19 protein-coding genes are annotated in these 23,676 nt (G+C 69.9%); 2 read left to right on the top strand and 17 right to left on the bottom strand.

Going from position 1 to position 23,676, the window contains the following annotated elements; genetic code table 11:
* Positions 1-272 precede the first annotated feature (272 nt).
* From E6U81_RS28860 to E6U81_RS28945, 17 genes are all read right to left on the bottom strand, one after another.
* Positions 273-2,138 (bottom strand): hypothetical protein, encoded by a 1,866-nt coding sequence (locus E6U81_RS28860; RefSeq protein WP_346766178.1) that lies wholly within the window; start codon positions 2,136-2,138, stop codon positions 273-275.
* Positions 2,139-2,496: 358 nt separating this feature from the next.
* A complete protein-coding gene (locus tag E6U81_RS28870; protein ID WP_136232981.1) occupies positions 2,497-2,880 on the bottom strand; it encodes a DUF6113 family protein in 384 nt (127 codons plus the stop codon).
* The gene (mshB, locus tag E6U81_RS28875) at positions 2,877-3,773 is read right to left on the bottom strand and encodes an N-acetyl-1-D-myo-inositol-2-amino-2-deoxy-alpha-D-glucopyranoside deacetylase (protein ID WP_136232982.1); all 897 of its coding nucleotides are present in this window, start codon (positions 3,771-3,773) and stop codon (positions 2,877-2,879) included. The genes E6U81_RS28870 and mshB overlap by 4 nt, the downstream gene beginning before the upstream one ends.
* 85 nt (positions 3,774-3,858) lie before the next feature.
* Positions 3,859-4,053 carry a hypothetical protein gene (locus E6U81_RS28880; RefSeq protein WP_030036986.1) on the bottom strand — a complete coding sequence of 65 codons (195 nt, stop codon included), beginning with the start codon at positions 4,051-4,053 and terminating at the stop codon, positions 3,859-3,861.
* A gap of 360 nt (positions 4,054-4,413) precedes the next feature.
* Positions 4,414-5,478, bottom strand: a complete 1,065-nt coding sequence (locus E6U81_RS28885) for a dipeptide ABC transporter ATP-binding protein (RefSeq protein ID WP_136232983.1) — start codon at positions 5,476-5,478, stop codon at positions 4,414-4,416.
* Entirely contained in the window at positions 5,471-6,454 is a 984-nt protein-coding gene (locus E6U81_RS28890) for an ABC transporter ATP-binding protein (RefSeq protein ID WP_136232984.1), read from the bottom strand. Before E6U81_RS28890 ends, E6U81_RS28885 begins: the two co-directional genes overlap by 8 nt.
* 12 nt (positions 6,455-6,466) lie before the next feature.
* Positions 6,467-7,393: an ABC transporter permease gene (locus E6U81_RS28895; RefSeq protein ID WP_206310039.1), complete on the bottom strand. Its 927-nt coding sequence runs from the start codon at positions 7,391-7,393 to the stop codon at positions 6,467-6,469.
* Between the two features lie 85 nt (positions 7,394-7,478).
* Entirely contained in the window at positions 7,479-8,402 is a 924-nt protein-coding gene (locus E6U81_RS28900; protein ID WP_136232986.1) for an ABC transporter permease, read from the bottom strand.
* Between the two features lie 70 nt (positions 8,403-8,472).
* Positions 8,473-10,101, bottom strand: coding sequence for an ABC transporter substrate-binding protein (locus tag E6U81_RS28905; protein WP_136232987.1), 1,629 nt, complete (start codon positions 10,099-10,101; stop codon positions 8,473-8,475).
* A 107-nt stretch (positions 10,102-10,208) separates the two neighbouring features.
* Complete coding sequence (locus E6U81_RS28910; RefSeq protein ID WP_136232988.1) at positions 10,209-11,135, bottom strand: GNAT family N-acetyltransferase; 927 nt, start codon at positions 11,133-11,135, stop codon at positions 10,209-10,211.
* A 138-nt stretch (positions 11,136-11,273) separates the two neighbouring features.
* A complete protein-coding gene (locus E6U81_RS28915; RefSeq protein WP_136232989.1) occupies positions 11,274-12,326 on the bottom strand; it encodes a dipeptide ABC transporter ATP-binding protein in 1,053 nt (350 codons plus the stop codon).
* Complete coding sequence (locus E6U81_RS28920; protein WP_136232990.1) at positions 12,319-13,410, bottom strand: ABC transporter ATP-binding protein; 1,092 nt, start codon at positions 13,408-13,410, stop codon at positions 12,319-12,321. Before E6U81_RS28920 ends, E6U81_RS28915 begins: the two co-directional genes overlap by 8 nt.
* Positions 13,411-13,419: 9 nt before the next feature.
* Positions 13,420-14,343, bottom strand: coding sequence for an ABC transporter permease (locus tag E6U81_RS28925; protein WP_136232991.1), 924 nt, complete (start codon positions 14,341-14,343; stop codon positions 13,420-13,422).
* Between the two features lie 23 nt (positions 14,344-14,366).
* Positions 14,367-15,293 carry an ABC transporter permease gene (locus E6U81_RS28930; protein ID WP_136232992.1) on the bottom strand — a complete coding sequence of 309 codons (927 nt, stop codon included), beginning with the start codon at positions 15,291-15,293 and terminating at the stop codon, positions 14,367-14,369.
* Between the two features lie 198 nt (positions 15,294-15,491).
* Positions 15,492-17,147, bottom strand: a complete 1,656-nt coding sequence (locus tag E6U81_RS28935) for a peptide ABC transporter substrate-binding protein (protein WP_240804065.1) — start codon at positions 17,145-17,147, stop codon at positions 15,492-15,494.
* Positions 17,148-17,620: 473 nt separating this feature from the next.
* Entirely contained in the window at positions 17,621-19,525 is a 1,905-nt protein-coding gene (gene typA / locus E6U81_RS28940; protein ID WP_136232994.1) for a translational GTPase TypA, read from the bottom strand.
* A 335-nt stretch (positions 19,526-19,860) separates the two neighbouring features.
* Positions 19,861-22,167 (bottom strand): ABC transporter family substrate-binding protein, encoded by a 2,307-nt coding sequence (locus E6U81_RS28945; protein WP_240804066.1) that lies wholly within the window; start codon positions 22,165-22,167, stop codon positions 19,861-19,863.
* Between the two features lie 348 nt (positions 22,168-22,515).
* On the opposite strand from E6U81_RS28945, the gene E6U81_RS28950 reads away from it, so the two are divergent.
* Both E6U81_RS28950 and E6U81_RS28955 read left to right on the top strand, forming a co-directional pair.
* Entirely contained in the window at positions 22,516-22,740 is a 225-nt protein-coding gene (locus E6U81_RS28950) for a hypothetical protein (RefSeq protein ID WP_136232995.1), read from the top strand.
* 110 nt (positions 22,741-22,850) lie between these two features.
* Positions 22,851-23,675, top strand: coding sequence for a hypothetical protein (locus E6U81_RS28955; protein ID WP_136232996.1), 825 nt, complete (start codon positions 22,851-22,853; stop codon positions 23,673-23,675).
* The last annotated feature ends 1 nt before the right edge of the window (position 23,676 follow it).

A 23,676-nucleotide genomic window follows, 5' to 3' on the forward strand; every position in this document is an offset into this window, starting at 1 on the left:
CCGCCCCGCGGAGCACCGGTTCCGGCGGTGCCGGGGAGGCGTGGTCCAGCCCGGTCCGCGGCCGGGGTGCGCGGGGCTCCGGCGGGGCCGGGCGTGGTGCGCTCGCGGGCGCGGGCTTCGGGGCGCGCCGTGCGGCCCCGGGCACCGTTCGGCGGCCGAGGAGACGCCCCGGCGCGCTGCCGGCGCCGACGGAACGGGCCGACCGGCCCCCGGCGGGCATGGCGGTGCCCCCGCCCCGGGGATCCGGGCGGGGGCAGCCGTCGTGCCCTGTGTCAGCTCGGGTTGGTGTCGATGACCACGGTCCGCTCGGCCGCGGTCTTGCCGCGCAGGGCCTTGCCGAGTGCGCCGGCGACGTCCTGCGGGGTGACCGCCGTCCTGGCGCCGGTGCCGCGGGTGATCAGGACGCCGTCGAAGGTGTTCCCGTAGGTCGCCTTGAGCGCCTCCAGGTCGAACTTCTCCGTGAGGCGGCCGTCCACGGCCTGCATGCTGAGGATCTTGGGCAGCGACAGCTTGCCGAAGGCGATGGACTTGGCGCCGGCCTTGACGGTGGCGTTGGCGGACATCGCCGGCTCGGCGAACTCCTTCATCGCGCGATCGAGTTCGGCCTGGCCCACGACCGGTTCCTTGGTGGCGGTCGGCAGCTGCACGACGGCCGCCTTGCCGGTGCCGACCTGGTCGCGGAAGGCCTTGGTGACGAGGTCGACGGAGCCGTCCACGTCCAGGGTGGTGCCCGCCTTGCCGGGGACGGCGACGGCCTTGCCGCCCTCGAACGTGATCGTGCCCTCGGTGACGGAGCCCGCCGTGCCGGCGAGTTCCTGGAGCGCCACCTGGAGCTTCTCTTCGTCGACCGGCATCACGGCATCGGCGACCCGCTCGTTGCCGAGGAGGGAGCCGATGACGGTGATCGGGTTGTAGTCGCTGCCGGCCGCGTTGCGGACGGTGGTCTGGGCGTCCAGGGTCAGGCCGGCCTTGTCGGGCTTCAACTCGACCGGCTTGCCGCCGACGGTCAGCTGGAGCGGGGCGCCCGCGCGGGTGCCGAAGGCCGTCTGGAGCTTCGAGACGGCCTCGTCGCGGCTGCCGCTGATGTCGACGCCGAGGACGGTGGTGCCCTTGGGGACGTCGGAGTGGTTCAGGAGCAGCCCGGCGCCGTAGGCCACACCGACGAGCGCCACGATGGCGCCGCCGACGAGGACCAGCTTGGAGCGGCCCTTCTTGGCGGGCTTCGCGGCGGGCTTCCTGTCCGCGGGCTTCTTGTCCGCGGGCGGTGTGGCCCGGGGCGCGGCCGGCGCGGGCGCCGGTACGGGGGCGGGCAGCGGGCCGTCCAGGTCGGGTCCGGGCCAGCCCGCGGCATCCGGGGCGGACGGGCCGCGGCCGGCGGGGCCGGAGCCGAAGCCGGGGCCGCCGGTGGTGGGTCCGGCGGGGCCGCCGGAGGGGCTGTCGTAGACGGGGAACGCCTCGGTGGACGGGCCGCCGTCGCCGTGGTCGGTGCCGTACGCCGGGAAGCCCTGGGTCGCTCCGACGCCGGGGCCGCCGGGCATCGGGGCCGCCGGGGCGGGCGCCTGCGGCTGGGCGTAGCCGGTGCCGTACTCGGCGACGGGCGGCTGGGGGGTGCGCTGCGGCGCGTACCCGGCGTCCGGCCCCGGCGGGGCCTGGAAGTGCTGCGGGGGCGCGAAGCCGGCGCCCTGCACGGGCGGCGGGGTCGGCGTCGCACCGGGCACCCGCTGCGCGAGCGGCGGCGGCGGCGGAGCGGCCTGCGGCATCTGCGCGGCGGCGGGCGCCGCGGGCGCGGGAGCGGGGGCGGCGGCGGGCGCCTTGCGGGGCGCGAACCAGTTGCTGGCCGTCTCCTCGGCCTGCGCGGGGGCCGGGTCCGGCTCCGGCTCCGGCGCGGCCTCGACACGGGTCGGCCGGGGCCCCGGGCGCTGCCCGAGCGGGGGCCTGTCCTGCTGCCCGGGCCCCTGCTCCGGCTCCGGCGGGGTCGGCGACCCGCCGCCGGACGCGGCGGAGTTGGTGCCCATCGACTTGCGTACGACCACCGGCGGGATCGGCCGCGAACCCGGGATGTTGATTCGGATGCGGGTCGTCAGGGTCGTCTCGGTCTTGGGCCCGTCGGATTCGGGCGTGGACGGATTCGAGGTCACAGGGTTCTCCTCCGGGGCGGTCGCCGCGCCAGGCCCGGGTGGCACAGTCGTGGACGGGTACTGGCCGGTTCCGTACGGCGGCGTACCCGAGGGGTAAGCGGCTCCACCGTGCCCCTTGGGCCCGGAGGACGAACTGTCGGTTTCACGACTCAAGGCAGGTTCTCCCGGTTGGCTCCGCCGCCCGTCATACCGTGCGCGGGCAGCTCGGCGGCCCGTCCACCATACTGGCCGCCGCCCGCGCGCAACTGACTGCGGCGAATCAGGGGTTCCTCACAGGGCCCGCCAAACCCCCCTGAAGCACCACGAGAGCCCTCGCCCGGGCACCTCGGCCGGACTCCCTACGAGGTCCGACACCACGTCACTTGACGGGCCGGGAGGCCGAAATCGGCCGATCGGCCGGAAGGCTGATCGTGGCACACATCACAGCCGCCACCGTTCCACCCAAAAGGTAGGCGTACATGCCGATTCCGGACGAACCGAGAAGGAAGTCCCCCTCGGGGCGCGGGACGCCGAGCATCACGTAGGAGAGGAACCAGCCGACCGCGCCGCCGCCCACCCCGAGGCCGGTCCCGAGGGCGATCCGGCCGCCGAGGAACAGCCCGAGGAGGGCCAGCAGCGCGAGGAGCAGCCCGCCGGGGAACCACAGGTCCACGACCAGCCAGCCGGCCGCGCCGGTCAGTGCGCCCAGCACCAGCAGGCCCAGGCAGCCGGCGATCCGGCCCGCCGTCAGGGTGCCGGTCACGCCTCCACCCCCGCGAAGAGGTCGTGTTCGCGCTCGCCCGCCGCGACGCCCGGCCGGCCCTCGACCAGTTCGTAGTACTCGCGCGCGAACAGCGGCTGCGCCATGTCGTTGGAGAGGGCGAAGAAGGGCCCGTCCACGGCGATCTGGGTGGCGTGGGCGCGCATGGCGGCGGTCTTGGCCGCCACGAGGGCCTCGTCGGCGTCGATCTCGGCGGTGATCCGCCCGTCGTCGACGACCCCCGGCACGTCCTCGGGCGAGGCCAGTCCCGGGAAGGACACCTCGGCCCCGGCGGCGGCCAGCCGGGCGAAGCCCTCCTCGACCACCGAGAGCGGGACCCGGTTCCAGTAGATCTTCCCGATCGTGTGGGGGTCCCCGAGGTCGCGCCGGTACGCGGTCTCCGCGGCCAGTTCGGCGGCGCGCATGGCGACGCGGTGGGCTTGGATGTGGTCCGGGTGACCGTAGCCGCCGTCCGGGTCGTAGGTGACGAGCACCTGGGGACGCAGCTCCCGGATCACCTCCACGAGGTACGCGGCGGCGTCGTCCACGTCGGCGGACCAGAAGGCCTCGGGGCGGCGGTTCTGCGGGGCGCCCATCATCCCGGAGTCGCGGAAGCGGCCGGGGCCCCCGAGGAACCGGTGGTCGTGGACGCCCAGTTCGGCCATGGCCGCGGCGAGCTCGCCGATCCGGTGGGTGCCGAGGGTGTCGTCGCGGTCGGCCGCCAGGTGGGCGAGGCCGGGCGGGATGACCTCGCCCTCCTCGCCCAGCGTGCAGGTCACCAACGCGACATGGGCGCCCTGGGCCGCGTACTTGGCCATGGTGACGCCGTTGTTGATCGACTCGTCGTCGGGGTGCGCGTGCACGAAGAGCAGACGACGGGCGGGAAGACCGTTCATGGGCCTAGCGTAGGGGGTGCCCCGCGCCGGTCCCGGCCTCCCCGCCCCGCCCGGCGGGCCCCGGCGACGACCGCCGGGACACGGTCTAGAACTTGATGCCGCTGATCATGCTCGCCACGTTCGAGGTGAGCTGGCTGAGGGTCGGGGCGATGGTGGAACTCGCCAGGTAGAAGCCGAGCAGCACACAGACCACCGCGTGTCCCGCCTTCAGGCCCGCCCTGCGGACCAGCAGGAAAACGATGATCGCCAGCAGCACCACGGCAGAGATCGAGAGTGCCACGGCGTTTCACCTCCACGTCGAGCGGACATCGGTACGCGTATTCGTGCTCGGCGAGAGTCATACCCACCGTGCGCTACGGATCATAACTATCCGTGCCAGCGCATCGATCGAAATCCGGCAGCACAAGGGGCGCATGCCGCGCACGGTCGGGGTCACGCAGAGGCCGGCCGGGGGGCGTTTACGCCCCCCGGCCGGCTGTCGGCACCCGCACGGCCGCACGGCACCCAGCGTGCATGCCCCAGATCTCGGGGCAGAAACGGTCAAGTTGCCTGCAGGTAAACGGAGTTGACGCACCGCGGCCGTACAGGCAAGCGGAACGTGACGGGTGGCCGGAAATGATCGGTCGGTGGGGTGAGCGTCTCAGTCCTTGTGCAGTCCCCCGGGCCCGTCGGTCTCCTCCGGCGGCAGGTGCGGGACCACCCGCTTCTCCGCCGCGAAGTGGCACGCCGACGGATGCGCCGCCGGACCGGAGGGGAACACCTCGGGGACCGCCAGCAGCGGAACCTCCGTCGCGCAGCGGTCCTGGGCCTTCCAGCAGCGGGTGCGGAAGCGGCAGCCCGACGGCGGGTTGGCCGGGGACGGGACGTCACCGGAGAGGATGATCCGCTCGCGGTGGGCGCGGGCCTGCGGGTCCGGCACCGGCACGGCCGAAAGCAGCGCCTGCGTGTACGGGTGGGTCGGGTGCTCGTAGATCTCGGTGTCCGTGCCGATCTCGACGATCCGGCCGAGGTACATGACGCCGACCCGGTCGGAGATGTGCCGGACGATCGAGAGGTCGTGCGCGATGAAGACGTAGGACAGGCCGAACTCGTCCTGGAGCTTCTCCAGCAGGTTGACGACCTGCGCCTGGACGGAGACGTCCAGGGCGGAGACCGGCTCGTCGGCGACGATGATCTCGGGCTGGAGGGCCAGGCCGCGGGCGATGCCGATGCGCTGGCGCTGGCCCCCGGAGAACTGGTGCGGGTAGCGGTTGATGTACTCCGGGTTCAGGCCGACGACGTCCAGCAGCTCCTGGACCTTGCGGCGCCGGTCGCCCTTCGGGGCCACCTCCGGGTGGATCTCGTACGGCTCCCCGATGATGTCGCCGACCGTCATGCGCGGGTTCAGCGAGGTGTACGGGTCCTGGAACACCATCTGGATGTTGCGGCGCACGGCCTTCAGCGCGCGCCCCGACAGCCGGCTGATGTCCTCGCCCTTGTACGCGATCGAACCCGCGGTCGGGCGTTCCAGGTTGACCAGCATCTTGGCGACGGTGGACTTGCCGCAGCCGGACTCCCCCACGATGCCCAGGGTCTCGCCCGCGCGCAGGCCGAAGGAGACCCCGTCGACGGCCTTGACCGCGCCGACCTGCTTCTTGAAGAGGATGCCCTGGGTCAGCGGGTAGTGCTTGACCAGGTCCTTCACTTCGAGAAGGGACTCAGCCATGGAGGCACTCCTTCCAGAAGTGGCAGGCGCTGGCCCGCGCCACGGGCGACTCGGTCACCGGGTACAGCGGCGGGACGTCGCTGCGGCAGACCTCCTGCGCCATCGGGCAGCGCGGGTTGAAGGCACAGCCGGGCGGGATGCGGAGCAGGTTGGGCGGCAGGCCCTTGATCGCATACAGCTCCTGGCCCTTCTGGTCCAGACGCGGGATCGAGTCCAGCAGGCCGCGCGTGTACGGGTGCGCGGGCGCCTTGTAGATCTCGTGGACGGGTGCCGCCTCGACGATCCGGCCCGCGTACATGACCGCGATCTTGTCGGCGACGTCGGCGACCACTCCGAGGTCGTGGGTGATCAGGATGAGGCCCATGTTGAGCTCCCGCTGGAGCTCGGCCAGCAGGTCCATCACCTGCGCCTGGACGGTGACGTCCAGGGCCGTCGTCGGCTCGTCGGCGATGATCAGCGAGGGCTCCAGCGCCATCGCCATGGCGATCATGATGCGCTGGCGCATGCCGCCGGAGAACTGGTGCGGGTAGTCCCCCACCCGCTGTTTCGCCGCCGGGATCTTCACCCGGTCCATGAGCTCGACCGCCTTGGCCCGGGCGTCCTTGCGGGACATCCCGCGGTGGACCTCGTACATCTCGCCGAGCTGCTTGCCGACGGTCAGCACCGGGTTCAGGGAGGACAGCGCGTCCTGGAAGATCATCGCCATCTCGGCGCCGCGGATCCTGCGCCGTTCGTCCTCCTTCATCTTCAGCAGGTCGCGGCCCTTGAAGAGGATCTCGCCGCCGGCGATCCGGCCCGGCGGCACGTCCAGGATCCCCATCACGGCCTGGGCGGTCACGGACTTGCCGGAGCCGGACTCGCCGAGCACGGCCAGCGTCTCGCCCTCGTCCACCGAGTAGTCGACCCCGTTGACCGCCTTCGCGACTCCGTCGCGCGTCTTGAATTCCACGTGCAGGTCGCGGACCTCGAGCAGCATGTGCGGGGCTCCTCAGCGCAGCTTGGGGTCGAGGGCGTCGCGCACCGCGTCGCCGAGCATGATGAAGGCGAGCACCGTGATGCTGAGCGCACCCGCGGGCCACAGCAGCATGTGCGGGGCGTTGCGGATCTGCGAGGCCGCGTTGGAGATGTCGATGCCCCAGGAGACGGTGGGCGGGCGCAGGCCGACGCCGAGGAAGGACAAGGTCGCCTCCAGGGCGATGTACGTGCCGAGGGCGATCGTGGCGACGACGATGACGGGGGCGACGGCGTTGGGCGCCACGTGCCGCAGCAGCATCCGGGCGTTGCCGGCGCCCAGGGCCCGGGCGGCCTGGACGTAGTCGTTCTGTTTGGCGGTGATCACCGAGCCGCGGGCGATGCGGGCGATCTGCGGCCAGCCCAGGAGCACGATGAATCCGACCACGGGCCAGACGGTGGTGCTGGTGACGACGGACAGGAAGACCAGGCCGCCGAGGACGACCGGGATGCCGAAGAAGATGTCGGCGACCCGGGAGAGCAGGGAGTCGCCCCAGCCGCCGAAGAAGCCGGCGAGGCCGCCGAGCGCGGAGCCGAGCAGGGCGGCGCCGAGAGTGGCGCAGACGCCGACGGTGATGGAGGCGCGGGCTCCGTAGACGGTGCGCGTGTAGACGTCGCAGCCCTGGGTGTCGTAGCCGAAGGGGTGCCCGGGGGCGGAGCCCTGCTGGGATTTGGACAGGTCGCACTGGAGGGGGTCGCCGCTCGCGATGAGCTGCGGCCAGATCGAGATGACGACGAGGAAGAGGATGAGAGCCGAGGAGAGGATGAAGACGGGGTTGCGGCGCAGCTGGTGCCAGGCGTCCGACCACAGGGAGCGGGCCCGCTCCCGGGGGCCGGCGGCGCCCGGTCCGGCGGTCTTCTCGATGCCTTCGATGCTCTCGGCCTCGTCCAGTGCGAGATCCATGGGTCCCCCCTGGCCCGTGGGCGAGACCGCCTCCTTGGGGCGGGGGCCGACCGGGTCGTAGCCGCCGGGTTCGGGGCGCTCGGGATCAGGCATAACGGATCCTCGGGTCCAGGACCGCGTAGAGCAGGTCGACGAGCAGGTTCGCCAGCAGGAAGACGATGACGAGGATGGTCACGAAGCCGACGACCGTGGGCGAGTTGTTGCGCAGGATGCCCTGGTAGAGCTGGTAGCCGACGCCGTGGATGTTGAAGATCCGCTCGGTGACGATGGCGCCGCCCATCAGGGCGCCGATGTCGGTCCCGATGAAGGTGACCACCGGGATCAGGGAGTTGCGCAGCAGGTGGCGGGTGACGACCCGGCTGCGGGGCAGGCCCTTGGCGGTGGCGGTGCGGACGTAGTCGGCCTTGACGTTCTCGGCGATGGAGGTGCGGGACAGGCGCGTGACGTAGGCGAGGGAGACCAGTGCGAGGACGATGCCGGGCAGGATCAGCTCGTTCAGCGGTGCGTCCGGGGAGACCGTTGGCCTCACCCAGCCCCATTTGACGCCGAAGAGGTACTGGAGCAGGTAGCCGGTCACGAAGGTGGGCACCGAGATCACCACGAGGGTGAGCACGAGCACGGAGGTGTCGACGGTCCTTCCGCGGCGCAGGCCGCTCATCACGCCGAGGGTGATGCCGATGACGATCTCGAAGAAGATCGCGACCAGGGTCAGGCGCAGGGTGACGGGGAAGGCGCTGGCCATCAGCTCGGTGACGGACTGTCCGTTGAAAGCGGTGCCGAAGTCGCCCTGGAAGATCTGGCCCATGTAGTGGAGGTACTGCTTCCACAGCGGCTGGTCGAGGTAGAGGTCCTTGCGGATGCGGGCGGCGGTGGCGGGGTCGGGGGCCTTGTCACCGAAGAGTGCCGCGACCGGGTCACCGAGCGCGTACACCATGAAGAAGATCAGGAAAGTGCTGCCGATGAACACCGGGATCATCTGGAGCAGCCGCCGGATCACATAACGTCCCATGGAGTGCTCCATGCTGTTGGCGGGCGCGGCGGGCCCCCCGCGGGGCGGGGGGCCCGGATCCGGGTGGGGGTCAGATCACCTTGATCTGGTCGTAGACCGGGACGCTGAACTGGTTGAGGGTCACGTCCTCCAGGCGCTCGGAGTAGCCGGCGCTGCCGTTCTGGTACCAGAGCGGGATGGACGGCATCTGCTCGGCGAGGATCTTCTCCGACTCCTGGAAGCTGGCGATCGCCTTGGCCGGGTCGCTCTCCCGGTTCGCCTGGTCGACGAGGGCGTCGAACTCCTTGTTGCTGAACTTCCCGTAGTTGGAGGAGGCGCCGGTGTAGTAGAGCGGCTGCAGGAAGTTCTGGATCAGCGGGTAGTCGGCCTGCCAGCCCGAGCGGAAGGGGCCCGTCAGCTTGTAGCTGCTCTGCTGGTTGCGGAAGTCGGCGAAGGTGCCGACCGGGTTGACCGTGCAGACCGGGCCCTCCCCCAGCGCGTTGTTGATGCTGTTGCAGACGGCGTCCATCCAGTCGCGGTGCGAGCCGGTGTCCACGTTGGAGGTCAGCGTGACCTTGCCGCCGGGGAGCCCGCCGCCCTCCTGGATGAGCTTCTTGGCCTCGGCCGGGTCGTAGACGCAGGCGTCGCCGCAGGCCGTGGCGGAGAAGCCGCCCTTCTCGCCGAGGGCAGGTGAGGTCCAGTCCTTGGCGGGGGTCCGGGTCTCGCGGAAGATCTGCTTGGTGATCTCGTCGCGGTTGATGGCCCGCGAGATGCCCTGGCGGACCTTCTCCGTGCCCAGCTTGCCCCACTGCGGGTCGTACAGCGGGAAGGTGAGGGTCTGGATGATGAGGGCCGGCTGGTTGATGTACCGGTCGCCGAGGTCGTTCTTGACGTTCTTCAGCTGCTGGGCCGGGACGTCGTCCACGAGGTCGAGGTTGCCGGAGATCAGATCGGTGTAGGCGGTGTTGTTGTCGGTGTAGACCTTCAGGTCCACGCCGCCGTTCTGCGCCTTGTCCTCACCGGGGTACGCGTCCCACGTGCGCAGCTTCATGCCGGTGCCCTTGGTGTACGAGTCCACCGTGTACGGGCCGTTGCCGATCGGCTTGTCCAGCCAGGCGGTGTGGTCGGTGAAGAACGCCTTGGGGAGCGGGGAGAAGGCCTGGTAGCCCAGGGTCTCCGGCCAGGTGGAGAACTTGTCCTTGAGGGCGACGGTGAAGGTCTTGGGATCCTTGACCACCAGTCCGGACATCGTCTTGGACTTGGGTTCGCCGGACGCCGGGTGCACGTCGTCGTAGCCGACGATGTCGGAGAAGAACGGCGAGTTGTTCTGCTTGTTGCGCACGTCCGCGCCGTAGTTCCAGGCGTCCACGAAGGACTGCGCGGTGACCGGCTCGTCGTTGCTGAACTTCCAGCCGTCCTTCAGCGTGACGGTGAAGTTCTGACTGTCCGTCGTCTGGATGGACTCGGCGAGCATGTTCTTGGCCTCGCCGGTCTTCGGGTCATAGCGCTTGAGGCCGCGGAAGAGCATGTCGAGGACCTTGCCGCCCTGCACCTCGTTGGTGTTGGCGGGCTCCAGCGGGTTCTGCGGGTCACCCCACGACGAGCTGATGATTCCTGCCTCGCCGCCTCCGCCGCTGTCGCTCCCGCCGCCGCAGGCCGTCGCCGCGAGGGCGACGGCCACCGCACATGCGGCCCACTTGGCGTGGGTGGCTCCGCGCATGGAGTGCCTCCTATGGCTCCCAAGACTCACTTAGGGGCCAATGTCACCCTATGAGGGGTGCCGCACACGCACGGTTGGACCGATTGCACCCGCGCGTCCCGCCCCTGTCACCCCTGGGGGTGCAAAGCCAGCTCCCATGCGTCGACGCCGTAGTGCAGGGCCATGCCGTGCGCCTCGTAGAGCGCGAGTGCGCCGGTCGCGTTGTGGGTGTCCACGCCGAGGCCGATGGTGTCCCGGCCGCGCGCCGCGTAGGCGGCGAAGCCGTGGCGCAGCAGGAAGCCTCCGACGCCCCGGCCGCGCACGTCCTTGCGTACGCCTATGTGGCTGACCCAGGCCATGCTCGTGCGGTCGTCCCGGGTGAGCAGCACGGCGACATCGCCCTCGCCGGGCAGGCTCGCGATCCACACCAGCGACCAGTCGAGCCCGCGGCCCTCGATGTGGTCCAGCCAGCTCTCGTACGGGCGGTCCACGTGGCCGAAGTGGGCGGCGAAGGTCTCCTCGACCAGGGCGTGGGCCCGGCGGCGGTCGGCCTCGTCGTCGCCGCAGTGCCGCAGGGCGAGCCCCTCGGGCGGGGTGGGCGCGAGGTCGGCGGCCGCGGACAGGGACCGCGTCATGACCTGGTAGCGGCGGATGGTGCGGTAGCCGCGTCCCGAGAGGAGGGCGAGATCGATGGTGGGCTCCACGTTGAGCTGGAGGCGCAGGACACCCGGCCCGGCGTTGATCTCGCGGGCCCGGTCCTCCATGCGCTCCAGCAGCAGGACCGCGGCCTCGTGGTGGCCGGGCAGCACGTAGTGGTCGCCGTCGACGCGGCCCGGTCCGGAGTCCGCCCAGACGAGGGCGTAGGCGACGAGCCGGCCGTCCTCGAAGGCGAGCCAGGAGTCGGTGGCGAGGTCCACGTCGGGTGCGTTGAGGTCGGACTCGACGGTGCCGAGGTCGGTTTCGGGTCGGCCGATCTCGATCACGTCGACGGCGTTGAGCAGGGCGCAGATGTCAGCGGCGTCCCCGGGGCCGGCGGGCCGTGCGGTGATGGTCATTGCGTCACTCTCAGGCCCGGGATCCCGGGGTCGCAACCGGTTTCCGCCCGGGGAACGCACCACCTCACGGCACACGGGGAACGGCCGGTCCCCGGCGCCGTGGGGCACCGGGGACCGGCCGTTCGGTGGAGCGTGGGATCAGACCGCCAGGATGGCCTTCTCCTCGGCGAAGTGGCACGCCGACTCGTGCGCCGCCAGGGTGTTGACGCCCTTGAAGCGCTCCGGGATCGCCAGCAGCGGCTCCTCGGTGGAGCACTTGTCCTGGGCCTTCCAGCAGCGGGTGCGGAAGCGGCAGCCCGACGGCGGGTTGGCCGGGGACGGGACGTCACCGGTGAGGATGATGCGCTCGCGGGACTCGCGGACCTCGGGGTCCGGGACCGGGACCGCCGACAGCAGCGCCTGGGTGTAGGGGTGCGTCGGGTGGTCGTAGATCTGGGCGTCGGTGCCGATCTCGGCCATCTTGCCGAGGTACATGACGCCGACCCGGTCCGAGATGTGCCGGACGATCGAGAGGTCGTGCGCGATGAAGATGTAGGAGAGGTTGAACTCGTCCTGCAGCTTCTCCATCAGGTTGATGACCTGCGCCTGCACCGACACGTCGAGCGCGGAGACCGGCTCGTCGCAGATGATGATCTCCGGGTTGAGCGCGAGGCCGCGGGCGATGCCGATGCGCTGGCGCTGGCCGCCGGAGAACTGGTGCGGGTACCGGTTGATGTACTCGGGGTTCAGGCCCACGACGTCCAGGAGCTCCTGGACCTTGCGGCGCCGGTCGCCCTTCGGGGCCACCTCGGGGTGGATCTCGAAGGTCTCCCCGATGATGTCGCCGACCGTCATGCGCGGGTTCAGCGAGGTGTACGGGTCCTGGAACACCATCTGGATGTTGCGGCGCACGGCCTTCAGCGCGCGCCCCGACAGCTTGGTGATGTCCTGGCCCTTGTAGAAGACCTCGCCGGCGGTGGCCCGCTCCAGGTTCATCAGGAGCTTGGCGACCGTGGACTTGCCACAGCCGGACTCGCCGACGATGCCGAGGGTCTCGCCCTGGTACAGGTCGAAGGACACGCCGTCGACGGCCTTGACCGCTCCGACCTGCTTCTTGAACAGGATGCCCTGGGTCAGCGGGAAGTGCTTGACCAGGTTGCGCACCTGGAGGATCGGCTCGCGCTCGGTGGTCGTCTTGCTGAGCTCAGCCATGGATCTGGTCCTTCCAGAAGTGGCACGCGCTCCCGCGGCCGGGCAGTTCGGTGCCGTCCAGCTCGGTGACCGGGTGCAGGACCGGGATCTCCGTACGGCAGATGTCCTGCGCCTTGGGGCACCGGGGGCTGAAGGCACAGCCCGTCGGGATGCGGAGCAGGTTGGGCGGCAGGCCCTTGATCGCGTACAGCTCCTGGCCCTTCTGGTCCAGGCGCGGGATCGAGTCGAGCAGGCCCCGGGTGTACGGGTGCGAGGGGCGCTTGTAGATCTCGCGGACCGGAGCGGTCTCGACGATCCGGCCCGCGTACATGACCGCGATCTTGTCCGCGACGTCGGCGACCACGCCGAGGTCGTGGGTGATCAGGATCAGACCCATGTTCATCTCGCGCTGGAGCTCCGCGAGCAGGTCCATGACCTGGGCCTGGACGGTCACGTCGAGAGCCGTGGTGGGCTCGTCGGCGATGATCAGGTCCGGCTCCAGGGCAAGCGCCATGGCGATCATGATGCGCTGGCGCATACCGCCGGAGAACTGGTGGGGGTAGTCGCCCACGCGCGCCTTGGCGGCGGGGATCTTCACGCGGTCCATGAGCTCGATGGCCTTGGCCTTCGAGTCCTTCTTGGACATGCCGCGGTGGACCCGGAACATCTCGCCGAGCTGGTCGCCCACCGAGTAGACCGGGTTCAGGGAGGACAGCGCGTCCTGGAAGATCATCGCCATCTTGTCGCCGCGGAGCTTGCGGCGCTCCTCGTCGGACATCTTGAGGATGTCCCGGCCGTGGAAGCGCACCTCGCCGCCGGCGACCCGTCCGGGCGGGCTGTCGAGGATGCCCATGATCGCCTGCGCGGTGACGGACTTGCCGGAGCCGGACTCGCCGAGCACGGCGAGGGTCTCGCCGGCGCTGACGCTGTAGCTCACGCCGTTGACGGCCTTGGCGACCCCGTCACGGGTCTTGAACTCGACCTGGAGGTTGTCCACCTCCAGCAGCGGCACGGCGGACCCGCCGCCCGTCTCCGCAACGCTGAGAATCTCCGACGTCGTCACGCCGCCACCTTCGTCCTGCTTGCTGATGTTGTCTCGGAGCATCGGGCGGCCCTACCGCAGCTTCGGGTCGAGCGCGTCGCGCAGGCCGTCGCCGACGAAGGCGAAGCCGAGCACGGTGACGACGACGAAGAGGCTCGGGTACAGCCACAGGTAGTCGTGGACTCCGATGAAGGCCTGACCGGCCGCCAGCATGTTGCCCCACTCCGGAACGTCGACCGGGACACCGGCGCCGAGGAAGGAGAGGGCCGCGACGCCGATGATCGTGGTACCGACGTTGAACGTCGCGTAGACCAGAACGGGGGTCAGCGAGTTGGGCAGGATGTGCGTGCGGACGATCCGGCCGCCGCTGGCACCGAGCGCCTTGGCGGCGTGGACGTAGTCCATCTCGCGCACCGACAGGATCGAGCTGCGCAGCAGTCGGGAAACGGTCGCCCACGAGAAGACCGCGAGCGAGATGATCACCGGGGTGATGCCGCGGCCGGTGACCAGGATGATGACGACGGCACCGATCATCAGCGGGAACGCGAGGAAGACGTCCGCGATGCGCATGACGAGGGTGTCGGCGAAGCCGGCGAAGTAGCCGGCGATGGCGCCGAGGACGACACCGATCAGCACGGCGAAGAAGATCGAGGCGAGACCGACGAACATGGCCACGCGGGTACCGGCTATGAGGCGCGAGAACATGTCGCGGCCCAGGGCGTCGGTGCCCAGCCAGTGCGTGCCGTTGGGCGACTGGAGGGTGTTCTCCAGGTCCTGCGCACCGGGATCGAACGGCGCGAACATGTCGCCGAAGATCGCGGTGAGGAACAGCAGGCAGATGATCACGAGACCGACGACGGCCAGCTTGTTCTGGACGTAGCGGTGGCGGATCTCGCCCCACTGGGTGAGCTGCTTGGGGGTTGCTTCGGGGGCGGCCGGGGCGGCCGGCACGGGGCTCTCGTCCCCGATCGCCGGGCTCTTGACGAGCTCAGACATGAGGAAATCCTCCTTGGGGGCGGTCAGCTGAGGCGGATACGCGGGTCGAGGGCCGCGTACAGCAGGTCCACGATGAGGCTGAGGACGACGAAGATGGCGACGCTGTAGGTCACCACGCCGATCACGATCGGGTTGTTCTGCTGCTGGATCGCCTGAACCAGTGCCAGACCGACACCGTCCCAGTTGAAGATCGCCTCGGTGATGAGCGCGCCACCGAGAAGTGCGCCGAACGAGATGCCCAGGTAGGTGACGACCGGGATGGACGAGTTGCGGAGCACGTGCTTGAACAGCACGCGACGGCGCGGAAGTCCCTTGGCCACGGCGGTCTTCACGTAGTCCGCGCGCAGCACCTCGAGCATCGTGCCGCGGGTCAGGCGGGCGACGAACGCGATGTCGGTGATGGCGAGGGTGACCGCGGGCAGGACCATGCCTTCGAGCTTGTCTCCACCGAGCTGCGGGAACCACTGGAGCTCGACCGCGAACCACTTCATGAGCAGCATGCCGATCACGAAGGTCGGGAAGCCGACCATCATGGTCGTAAAGAATGTCGTGGCCATGTCCAAGATGCTGTATCTGTACAGGGCGGCGATGATGCCGACGCCCATACCGAACACCGTCACGAGAGCGATGGCCAGCAGGGCCAGCTTCGCGGTGTTCGCCAGCTTGGGGCCGAGGATCTCGGACACCTCGCGGCGCTGGATGAAGTCCTCGCCGAGGTCTCCGGTCGCGACCTTCGACACGTAGTTCACATACTGCTCGGGCAGCGACTTGTCGAGCCCGTACCGCGCCTTGAGCTCCGCGACCACCGCTGGGTCACGAGCCTTGTCGCTGCCTGCGATCGAGCCCACGGGGTCACCGGGGAGAACGAAAAGACAAGCGAACAGAACCATGGTCGCGCCGATGAGGACTATGACCATCTGCCCGAGGCGACGGGCGACGTACCTTCCCATGTTTGTGCCTCTCTACCTGGCCGCTTCTGGGAGCAGCGGCCTCCGGCCCAAGGAACGGGCCGGCTCTCGGCCTGCGGGGATTGCCCGCGGATGTGAGGGGTGCCGAAGTAAAAACGGCCTGCCGAGCGGGGCCGCGGCCCACCGGTCACCCGGGGGCCGCGGCACGTTCGCTCCTGACGGATATACCGTCCGAACCGATTACTTCTTGAGCGAGATCTTCTCGAGGATCGGGTCCTCGTTGAAGTTGATGTCGTCCAGACCGTTGAACTTGTCGGTCGCCATCAGGCGGAACTGGGAACGGTTGAAGGTCGGGATGAGGGCCATGTCCTCCATGGCCATCTTCTCGGCCGACTTGTACAGCGCGATACGCGCGGCCTCGTCCTTGGTGGCGCGGGCCGTGTCGATCAGCTTGTCGAACTCGGGGTTGTTGTAACGGGCGCGGTTGTCACCGACCACGTTGCCCTCGGCGTCCTTGTTCATCGACTCCGAGTGCAGCAGCGGGAACAGGAAGTTCTCCGGGGTCGGGTAGTCCGCACCCCACGCGAAGCGGTAGAGGCCGGTGGCCTGGCTACCCTGCTGCTCCTTGAGCAGACCCGGGAAGTCCTTGCCGTCCAGCTTGACCTTCAGGCCGAGGACGTCCTCGAGCTGACGCGCGACGGCCTGGACCCACTCTTCGTGGCCCGCACCGGTGTTGAAGGAGAACTTGATCTCCGTGCCCGGCTTCAGGCCGCCCTTCTCGGCGTGCTCCTTGGCCTTGGCGACGTCCTGCTTGACGCAGGAGGTGCAGAGGTCCTTCTGGTACGCCTTCGGGAACGCCGGCGGCACGATGGTCGTCGACGGGGTCTGGAAGCCCTGGAAGACACCCTTGGCGATGGCCTGGCGGTCGATCGCGTAGGAGATCGCCAGACGGGCGTCCTTGTTGTTGGTCGGGCCGTTGTCACCGATCGGCAGAACCCAGTTCATGCCGTTGGTGTCCTTGGCGAACCACTTGTTCTGCGGCTTGAACTTCGCCTCGGCCGTCTTCAGCATCGGCGTCGGGATGTGCGCGTAGTCGAAGGTGCCGGCCTGGAAGCCGTCGTACTCGAGCTGGTGCGCGGTCTTGTCGTTGAGGAGGGTGACCTGGACCTTGTCCAGCTTCGCCTTCGTCAGGCCGTAGTCGTCGTTGCGGACGAGGTTGATGGCCTTGTTGTGCTCCCAGCTGCCGTCCATCTTGAACGGGCCGTTGCCGACGGGGGCCTCGCCGAACGCCTTGTCCTCTTCGCCGACCTTGGCGACCTTCGGGACCGGGCTGTAGGCGGTGTGCGCCGTCTTCAGCACGAACTCGCAGTCGGCCTTGGACAGGTCGACCTTGATGGTGTGCGGGTCCGGGGTGGTGACACCGGAGAAGGTCTTGGCCGAGCCGTCCTGCAGCTCCGCGTAACCCTTGATGCCGGCGAAGTGGTACGCCACGTCGGACGCGGCGGCCTTGTGCGCGGAACGCGCCCAACCGCGGGCGAACGCCTCGGCGTCGACGACCTCGCCGTTGGAGAACTTGGTGTCCGCCTTGACCTTGAAGGTCCAGGAGGTGCAACCCTCGTCCGAGCTGGCCGACTCGGCCAGCGCGGGCTCGGCCAGGCCGTCCGGCGTGTTCGAGTACAGGCCGGTGAACAGGGCGTTCGACAGCAGGATGCCCGTGGACTCGTGGGCGCGCCCCGGGTCGATGGTGTCCGGCTCCGTGCTGCCCAGGCGGAACGTACCGCCGCCGGCAGCGTTGCCCTTGTCCTTGCTGTCACCGTCACCGCCGCCACAGGCGGTAGCGGCCAGGGCGACGACAACCGCGCCCACGACCCACTTGGCGCTCTTGGCACCGCGCATGGGTTTCCTCCTCATGAGTCCACTGATCGACTTGAGGGGCATGAAAACCTCGCCGACACCCCTGACGGCGAATGGTTTCCTGCCCATAGTGTGCTCGTGAGTCGGCGCGATCCCCACATCGCGTGACCCATTGACCCGAGCTCAATGGAGCCATCCTCAAGTACGGCCAGGCCGTAAACCACACTTAAGTGGTCTCGTTTTCACAACATCGATCCGCGGCAGAAACCCGAAATCCGGACAAACGGATAGGAGACAGACACGTGCGAAACGGACGGTTAGCTCATCATCCGGAGTGTCACGGTCGGTATGCGGACACCTGAACGCAAAAATCCGCTTGACAAAAGCGAACAGCCCCTCCCCTCACGGAGTCCGTGAGGGGAGGGGCTGCTGTTTTCCCGCACTCCGACGGCCGGCTACGGCCGCCGCGGCCGCGTGCCCGAGCAAAGCCCGGGCACGCGGCCTGAACGTGGTTGCTACTTGGCGGACTTGGCGCGCGACGCGGTGCGCGAGCGCTCCTTCTGGTCCAGGACGACCTTGCGGATGCGGACGGCCTCCGGGGTCACCTCGACGCACTCGTCGTCGCGGCAGAACTCCAGGGACTGCTCCAGGGAGAGCTTGCGCGGCGGGACGATCGCCTCGAACGAGTCGGCCGAGGAGGAGCGCATGTTGGTGAGCTTCTTCTCCTTGGTGATGTTCACGTCCATGTCGTCGGCGCGCGAGTTCTCGCCGACGATCATGCCCTCGTACACCTCGGTGCCGGGATCGGTGAACAGGACGCCGCGCTCCTGGAGGTTGGTCATCGCGAACGCGGTGACCGCACCGGAGCGGTCGGCGACCAGGGAGCCGTTGTTGCGGGTGACCAGCTGGCCGAACCACGGCTCGTGGCCCTCGTGGATCGAGTGGCCGATGCCGGTGCCGCGGGTCTGCGTCAGGAACTCCGTACGGAATCCGATCAGGCCGCGGGACGGGACGACGAACTCCATGCGGACCCAGCCGGAGCCGTGGTTCGACATGTTGTCCATGCGGCCCTTGCGGACGCCCATGAGCTGCGTGACGGCGCCCATGTGCTCCTCGGGCACGTCGATCGTCATGCGCTCGACCGGCTCGTGCACCTTGCCGTCGACCTCGCGGGTGACGACCTGGGGCTTGCCGATGGTCAGCTCGAAGCCCTCGCGGCGCATCTGCTCGACGAGGATCGCCAGCGCGAGCTCACCGCGGCCCTGGACCTCCCAGGCGTCCGGGCGCTCGGTGTCGAGGACGCGCAGCGAGACGTTACCGATCAGCTCGCGGTCCAGGCGGTCCTTGACCTGGCGGGCGGTGACCTTGCGGTCCTTGACCGCGGACTTGGCGTCCGCGCCCTTGCCGGAGCCGCCGCGGCCGACCATCGGGGAGGTGTTGGTGCCGATGACCATGGAGATGGCCGGCTCGTCCACCGTGATGAGCGGCAGCGCGATCGGGTTCTCCGGGTCGGCCAGGGTCTCGCCGATCATGATCTCGGGGATACCGGCGACGGCGCAGATGTCACCGGGGCCGGCGACCTCGGCGGGCTTGCGGGTGAGCGCCTCGGTCATCATCAGCTCGGTGATGCGGACGCTGGAAATGCTGCCGTCACGCTTGATCCAGGCCACGGTCTGGCCCTTGCGCAGCTCGCCCTGCTCGACGCGGAGCAGCGCGATGCGGCCGAGGAAGTTGTCGGCGTCCAGGTTGGTGACGTGGGCCTGGAGGGGGGCCTCCTCGTCGTACACCGGGGCCGGGACGTGCTCCAGGATGGTGGAGAAGAACGGCTCCAGGTTCTCGCTGTCGGCGGGGACCGTGCCGTCCTCCGGCTTGGTCAGCGAGGCGATGCCGTCACGGCCGCAGGCGTAGACGATCGGGAACTCGATCTGGTCCTCGTCGGCGTCCAGGTCCAGGAACAGGTCGTAGGTCTCGTTGACGACCTCGTCGATCCGGGAGTCCGGGCGGTCCGTCTTGTTGATGCAGAGGATGACCGGCTTCCGCTGCTGGAGGGCCTTGCGCAGGACGAAGCGGGTCTGGGGCAGCGGACCCTCGGAGGCGTCCACCAGCAGAACGACGGCGTCGACCATCGACAGACCGCGCTCGACCTCACCACCGAAGTCGGCGTGGCCGGGGGTGTCGATGATGTTGATCGTGATCGGGGCCCCGCCGTCCTTGGGGTGATACTTCACCGCCGTGTTCTTGGCGAGGATCGTGATGCCCTTCTCACGCTCCAGGTCGTTCGAGTCCATCATGCGGTCGTCGAGCTGCTGGTGGGCGGCGAAGGCACCGGCCTGCTTGAGCATGGCATCGACGATGGTCGTCTTGCCATGGTCGACGTGGGCGACGATGGCGACGTTACGGATGTCGTGGCGCGTGGGCACTTCGGCGCTTCTCCCGGGATCGTGGATGGCGTCGCGTACGGCCTGGCACGCGCGCCTCGACCGGGCGAAAACCTGCCACGGCCTTACCCCATGGTACGTCGAATGGCGGGAACCGCCTGCCGGGGGGTCTGTCAAGAGGCCGGAGGAATGAGCGCGGCCGGGCGTGAGGTGGGGTGCCCGGGCCGCCGTTCCTGCGGGAAATCATGCGGGTCAACGGGTAGGCACGACCTTGCCCGCCGGGCTCGACGGCGGGCAAGGGACTTGAGTCACATCTGAGCTTGTGATCCGCGGGTCAACCTGACAGGCACCGCTTTGTCACCACATCTTCGCCGCGGCTACTTCTTCTTCCCCTTGGCGGCCGGCGCCTTCTTCCAGCCGATGTCCTGGTAGCGGGGGGCGCCGAGCCCGAAGGCGCCGGCGTTGACCAGGCCGGGCTTGACGGCCACCAGCTCCGGGCGCTGGAAGAGCGGGATGGAGCCGGCCGCGGCCCAGATCCGGGCGTCGGCCTTGCGCACCAGCTCGCGGGACTGCGCCTCGTCCAGCTCCCCGAGGGCCTGGTCGAAGAGCTGGTCGATGTGGTCGGTGCCTACCCGCGTGTAGTTCTGTTCGACGAGGAGCGAGCCGTCCGCCGCCGGCTCCGGCTTGGCGAAGATCGGCCGGGCGTCGGTGGCGGGGAAGGCCGTCGCCGGCCAGGAGTACAGCGCCAGGTCGTACTGACCCGAGGCGATGTGGTCCTTGAAGAAGCTGTCGTCGGCCACCTTGGTCGTCTCGGTGTTCACCCCGAGCTTGCGGAGCATCTGGGAGATCCGCTCACCGACGGTGCGCAGGGACTCCGAGCCGGGTCCGGCCGGGAGGACGAAGCGCAGGGTGAGCGCCTTGCCGTCCTTGGCCAGCATGTTGCCGGAGGTACGGGCCTGCTTGGCCGGGGCCGGGGAGCCCTTGGCGGGGTCGGCCGCGTCGCCGTCCCGGGCCGCGCTGCGCTTGGCGTCGTCGACGGGGCGGGCCATGGCCGCCTGGGCCAGGAGGGAGGCCTGCTGCTGGGCCCCGAAGGGAGCGGGAGCCAGCACCGGGGAGACGCGGTCCCGCTCGCCGTCCGCCGGGGAGACGGCGGTGTCGGTGCCGGCCGCCCCTTCTTCCTGCGTGCCCGCCCGGTCGCCGTTGGCCCCGTCGTCCTGGCCGACGATGTAGAGGCCGTCGTTCCCGGTGCCCGGGCCCGCGGGGGTCTTGCCGTCGTCCTGGGGCGCGCTCTCCGGGCCGGCCTTGGCGCCGGCCGGCTCGGTGATCTTGCCGCCGCGGCGCCAGCCGGCGTCGGCGAGGAGGGCCTGGGCCGCCTTGGCGTCCTGGCCGCCGAGGGCGTCGCTGTTGTCGGCGTACGCCTGCTGCCCGGCCAGGGCCACGTGGCTGCCGACCGGCTTCGCGGGCAGGCCCAGCGGCTTGAGCACGAGTTCGGCCAGCGCCTGGCGGTCCAGGGCGCGGGCCACCGCCCGGCGCACCCGTTCGTCCGCGAGCGGGCCGGACGCCCCGTTCATGGCGAGCTGCGTGTAGGCCGGCTCCAGGGACTTGCGGACCGTGAAGCCCCGCAGCGCCTTCTGCTCGTCGGCGTACCGCTTCACCGACTCGGTGTGCTTGGTGCGCGACTCCTTCTCCTGTGCCGCCTTCTCCTCGTCCGTCCCGAAGGCGGTCGCCCACGACAGCGTGGCCTGCGCCGGGGTCATGGCGGCGCCCGGGCCGTGCGCCGGGGCCCCGCCCGCGCCCGCGGCGCCCTTGCCGGAGGCGTCCCGGCGGGCCAGGGCGATGCGGTCGGCCCCCGAGCGGTCGATCTCGGCCAGGTCGAGCTTCCCCGCGGCCAGTGCCGCGGGGCGCTCGGCCCGGGGCACCGCCGTGAGGACCAGCGTGTCGAGCTTGGCCTGCCGGCCCCACCAGCGCGGGTTGCGCGTCAGGGCCGCGGTGCCGGTCTTCTTGTCGATCGCCCCGAGGGCGAAGGGCCCCGCGGTGACCTTGAGGGCGCCGCGGGCTCCCTCGTTGAAGGCGTCCGGGGTGCCGGTGACCTGCTTGGGGTAGAGCGGGGAGAACAGCGAGCGCCAGTCCGCGTACGGCTTGCTGAAGGTGACCCTGACCTCCAGGTCCGTCTTGCCCTTCTCGATCTTCTCGATGCGCTCGTAGCCGGCGTTGCGCGCCGTCCAGTACGCCGAGTCCTTGCCGTTCAGGGCCCGCCACTGGGCCACGAAGTCGGGGGCGCCGATCTCCCGCCCGTCGCTCCACACGGCCTGCTGGTTCAGCTTGTACAGGACGACCTGCTTGGGCTCCCGCTCGATGACCTCGGCCTTCTCCAGGTAGTCGGGATTGGCCACCGGCCGTCCCTTGGCATCCAGCACGAACAGCTGCGGCAGCACGGCTCCCGCGATCCTGCTGGTGGTGGCGTCCGCGTCGGCCTGGAAGGCGTTGAGGGTGTCCGGAAGGGCGTCCACCGCCCACCGCAGCACGCCCCCGTCGGCGACCTTGTCGCGGGTGGTCGTGGCGATGTCCTGCCCTGCGGCGGCCGGGCCGCCCTCGTCGTCACCCGCGCCGCAGCCCGTGAGCAGCGGCAGTGCGAGGACTCCCGAGGTCAGGAGCGCCAAGGACCTGCGCCTTCTCTGGGACATGGGTGGTACCTCCGGGGCGGGGCTTGGGGGAAGCATGATCACGTTCGGCGGTATATGGAGCTGATCACACCGGTTGCCGGAACCCACTGAAATCGACGGCGCTCCGCACCCTTCGCAGCCGCCTCTCGCCACGCCGCGAACCCCACCCGTGCGGACCAATCCCCCTTGCGCGGCAGGAGCGCGGTCCCCCGGGAGAGGGATGGGGATGGGGGCGGGGGAGGGGCGCACAGTTCACGCCTGCGCGCCCGCAATCGCTGCACGTCCCTTCACAACCGGGGACGGGAGGCGCGACACTCGCAGGCGCACATGAGCGTTGCCACCGCACCCTGGCGGAAATGAGGGCAAATCATGTCCCTGCACGACGACCTGACTGCTGTACGACGCAACCTGGACGAGCTGACGCGCAAGGTCGAGCGGCTGGAGCAGCAGGCCGCGGCCGTACGCGGGAGGCCCGCGCCGGCAGCGCCGGACCCGTCCCAGATGGTGACGGTCCCGGACACCCCGTACGACAGCACGCTCTGGACGGACTCCGACGACGAGGGCCTCGGCGCCCGCGATCGCCGCGCGCCCTGACGCCGACCTTCCGCGATCCGCACACCGTCCGCCCCGCACCCCTCCGGCCCGGCCGCCCCGCGGCCCGGCCGCCCGGGAGCGTCCCCTCATCACTCCTACCGGAGTCCTCTTTGGCCACAGGCACGGAACGACCCCAGCAGCCGCCCGGCGGCGTCCACGACGCCTCGCGGGCCGCGATCGCGGCCCGGCACCTGCGGACCGACCGGTGGTGGCTGGCCCCCGCCGGCACCGCTGCCGGGCTGCTCGCCTTCATCGTCTACTCGACCTGGCGGGCCTTCGCGAACGCCGACTACTACGCGGCCCCCTACGTCTCCCCGTTCTACTCCCCGTGCCTGGCGGAGAACTGCGAGGAGATGCGCGGCGGGCCCAACTGGGACCTCTTCGGCAGCTGGTGGGGCCTATCCCCCGCGCTGCTGATCCTGGTCTTCCCGCTCGGCTTCCGGCTGACCTGCTACTACTACCGCAAGGCCTACTACCGGGGCTTCTGGGCCTCGCCGCCCGCCTGCGCCGTCGCCGAGCCGCACGCGAAGTACACCGGCGAGACCCGCTTCCCGCTGATCCTCCAGAACGCCCACCGGTACTTCTTCTACGCGGCGATCCCGGTGGCGGCCATCCTCACGTACGACACCGTGCTGACCTTCCGCGACGAGCACTACCAGTGGGGCCACATGGGCCTCGGAACCCTGCTGTTCCTGGTCAACATCGTGCTGATCTGGGCCTACACGCTGTCCTGCCACTCCTGCCGCCACATCATGGGCGGCCGGCTCAAGCACTTCTCGAAGCACCCGGTGCGCTACCGCCTCTGGGGCTGGATCAGCCGGCTCAACTCCCGCCACATGCAGCTGGCCTGGGCCTCCCTGATCAGCGTGGCCCTGTGCGACTTCTACGTGTACCTGCTGGCGAGCGGCGCCTTCACCGATCCGAGGTTCTTCTGAC

The organism is Streptomyces sp. A0592, assembly GCF_004795115.1.
Lineage (GTDB): Bacteria > Actinomycetota > Actinomycetes > Streptomycetales > Streptomycetaceae > Streptomyces > Streptomyces erythrochromogenes.

Bases quoted from the DNA above. Each gene is read 5' to 3' on its own strand.
- mshB (WP_136232982.1), bottom strand. From the start codon at position 3,773: ATGAACGGTCTTCCCGCCCGTCGTCTGCTCTTCGTGCACGCGCACCCC.
- E6U81_RS28885 (WP_136232983.1), bottom strand. From the start codon at position 5,478: ATGGCTGAGTCCCTTCTCGAAGTGAAGGACCTGGTCAAGCACTACCCG.
- E6U81_RS28890 (WP_136232984.1), bottom strand. From the start codon at position 6,454: ATGCTGCTCGAGGTCCGCGACCTGCACGTGGAATTCAAGACGCGCGAC.
- E6U81_RS28895 (WP_206310039.1), bottom strand. From the start codon at position 7,393: ATGGATCTCGCACTGGACGAGGCCGAGAGCATCGAAGGCATCGAGAAG.
- E6U81_RS28900 (WP_136232986.1), bottom strand. From the start codon at position 8,402: ATGGGACGTTATGTGATCCGGCGGCTGCTCCAGATGATCCCGGTGTTC.
- E6U81_RS28905 (WP_136232987.1), bottom strand. From the start codon at position 10,101: ATGCGCGGAGCCACCCACGCCAAGTGGGCCGCATGTGCGGTGGCCGTC.
- E6U81_RS28910 (WP_136232988.1), bottom strand. From the start codon at position 11,135: ATGACCATCACCGCACGGCCCGCCGGCCCCGGGGACGCCGCTGACATC.
- E6U81_RS28915 (WP_136232989.1), bottom strand. From the start codon at position 12,326: ATGGCTGAGCTCAGCAAGACGACCACCGAGCGCGAGCCGATCCTCCAG.
- E6U81_RS28920 (WP_136232990.1), bottom strand. From the start codon at position 13,410: ATGCTCCGAGACAACATCAGCAAGCAGGACGAAGGTGGCGGCGTGACG.
- E6U81_RS28925 (WP_136232991.1), bottom strand. From the start codon at position 14,343: ATGTCTGAGCTCGTCAAGAGCCCGGCGATCGGGGACGAGAGCCCCGTG.
- E6U81_RS28930 (WP_136232992.1), bottom strand. From the start codon at position 15,293: ATGGGAAGGTACGTCGCCCGTCGCCTCGGGCAGATGGTCATAGTCCTC.
- E6U81_RS28935 (WP_240804065.1), bottom strand. From the start codon at position 17,147: ATGCGCGGTGCCAAGAGCGCCAAGTGGGTCGTGGGCGCGGTTGTCGTC.
- E6U81_RS28945 (WP_240804066.1), bottom strand. From the start codon at position 22,167: ATGTCCCAGAGAAGGCGCAGGTCCTTGGCGCTCCTGACCTCGGGAGTC.
- E6U81_RS28950 (WP_136232995.1), top strand. From the start codon at position 22,516: ATGTCCCTGCACGACGACCTGACTGCTGTACGACGCAACCTGGACGAG.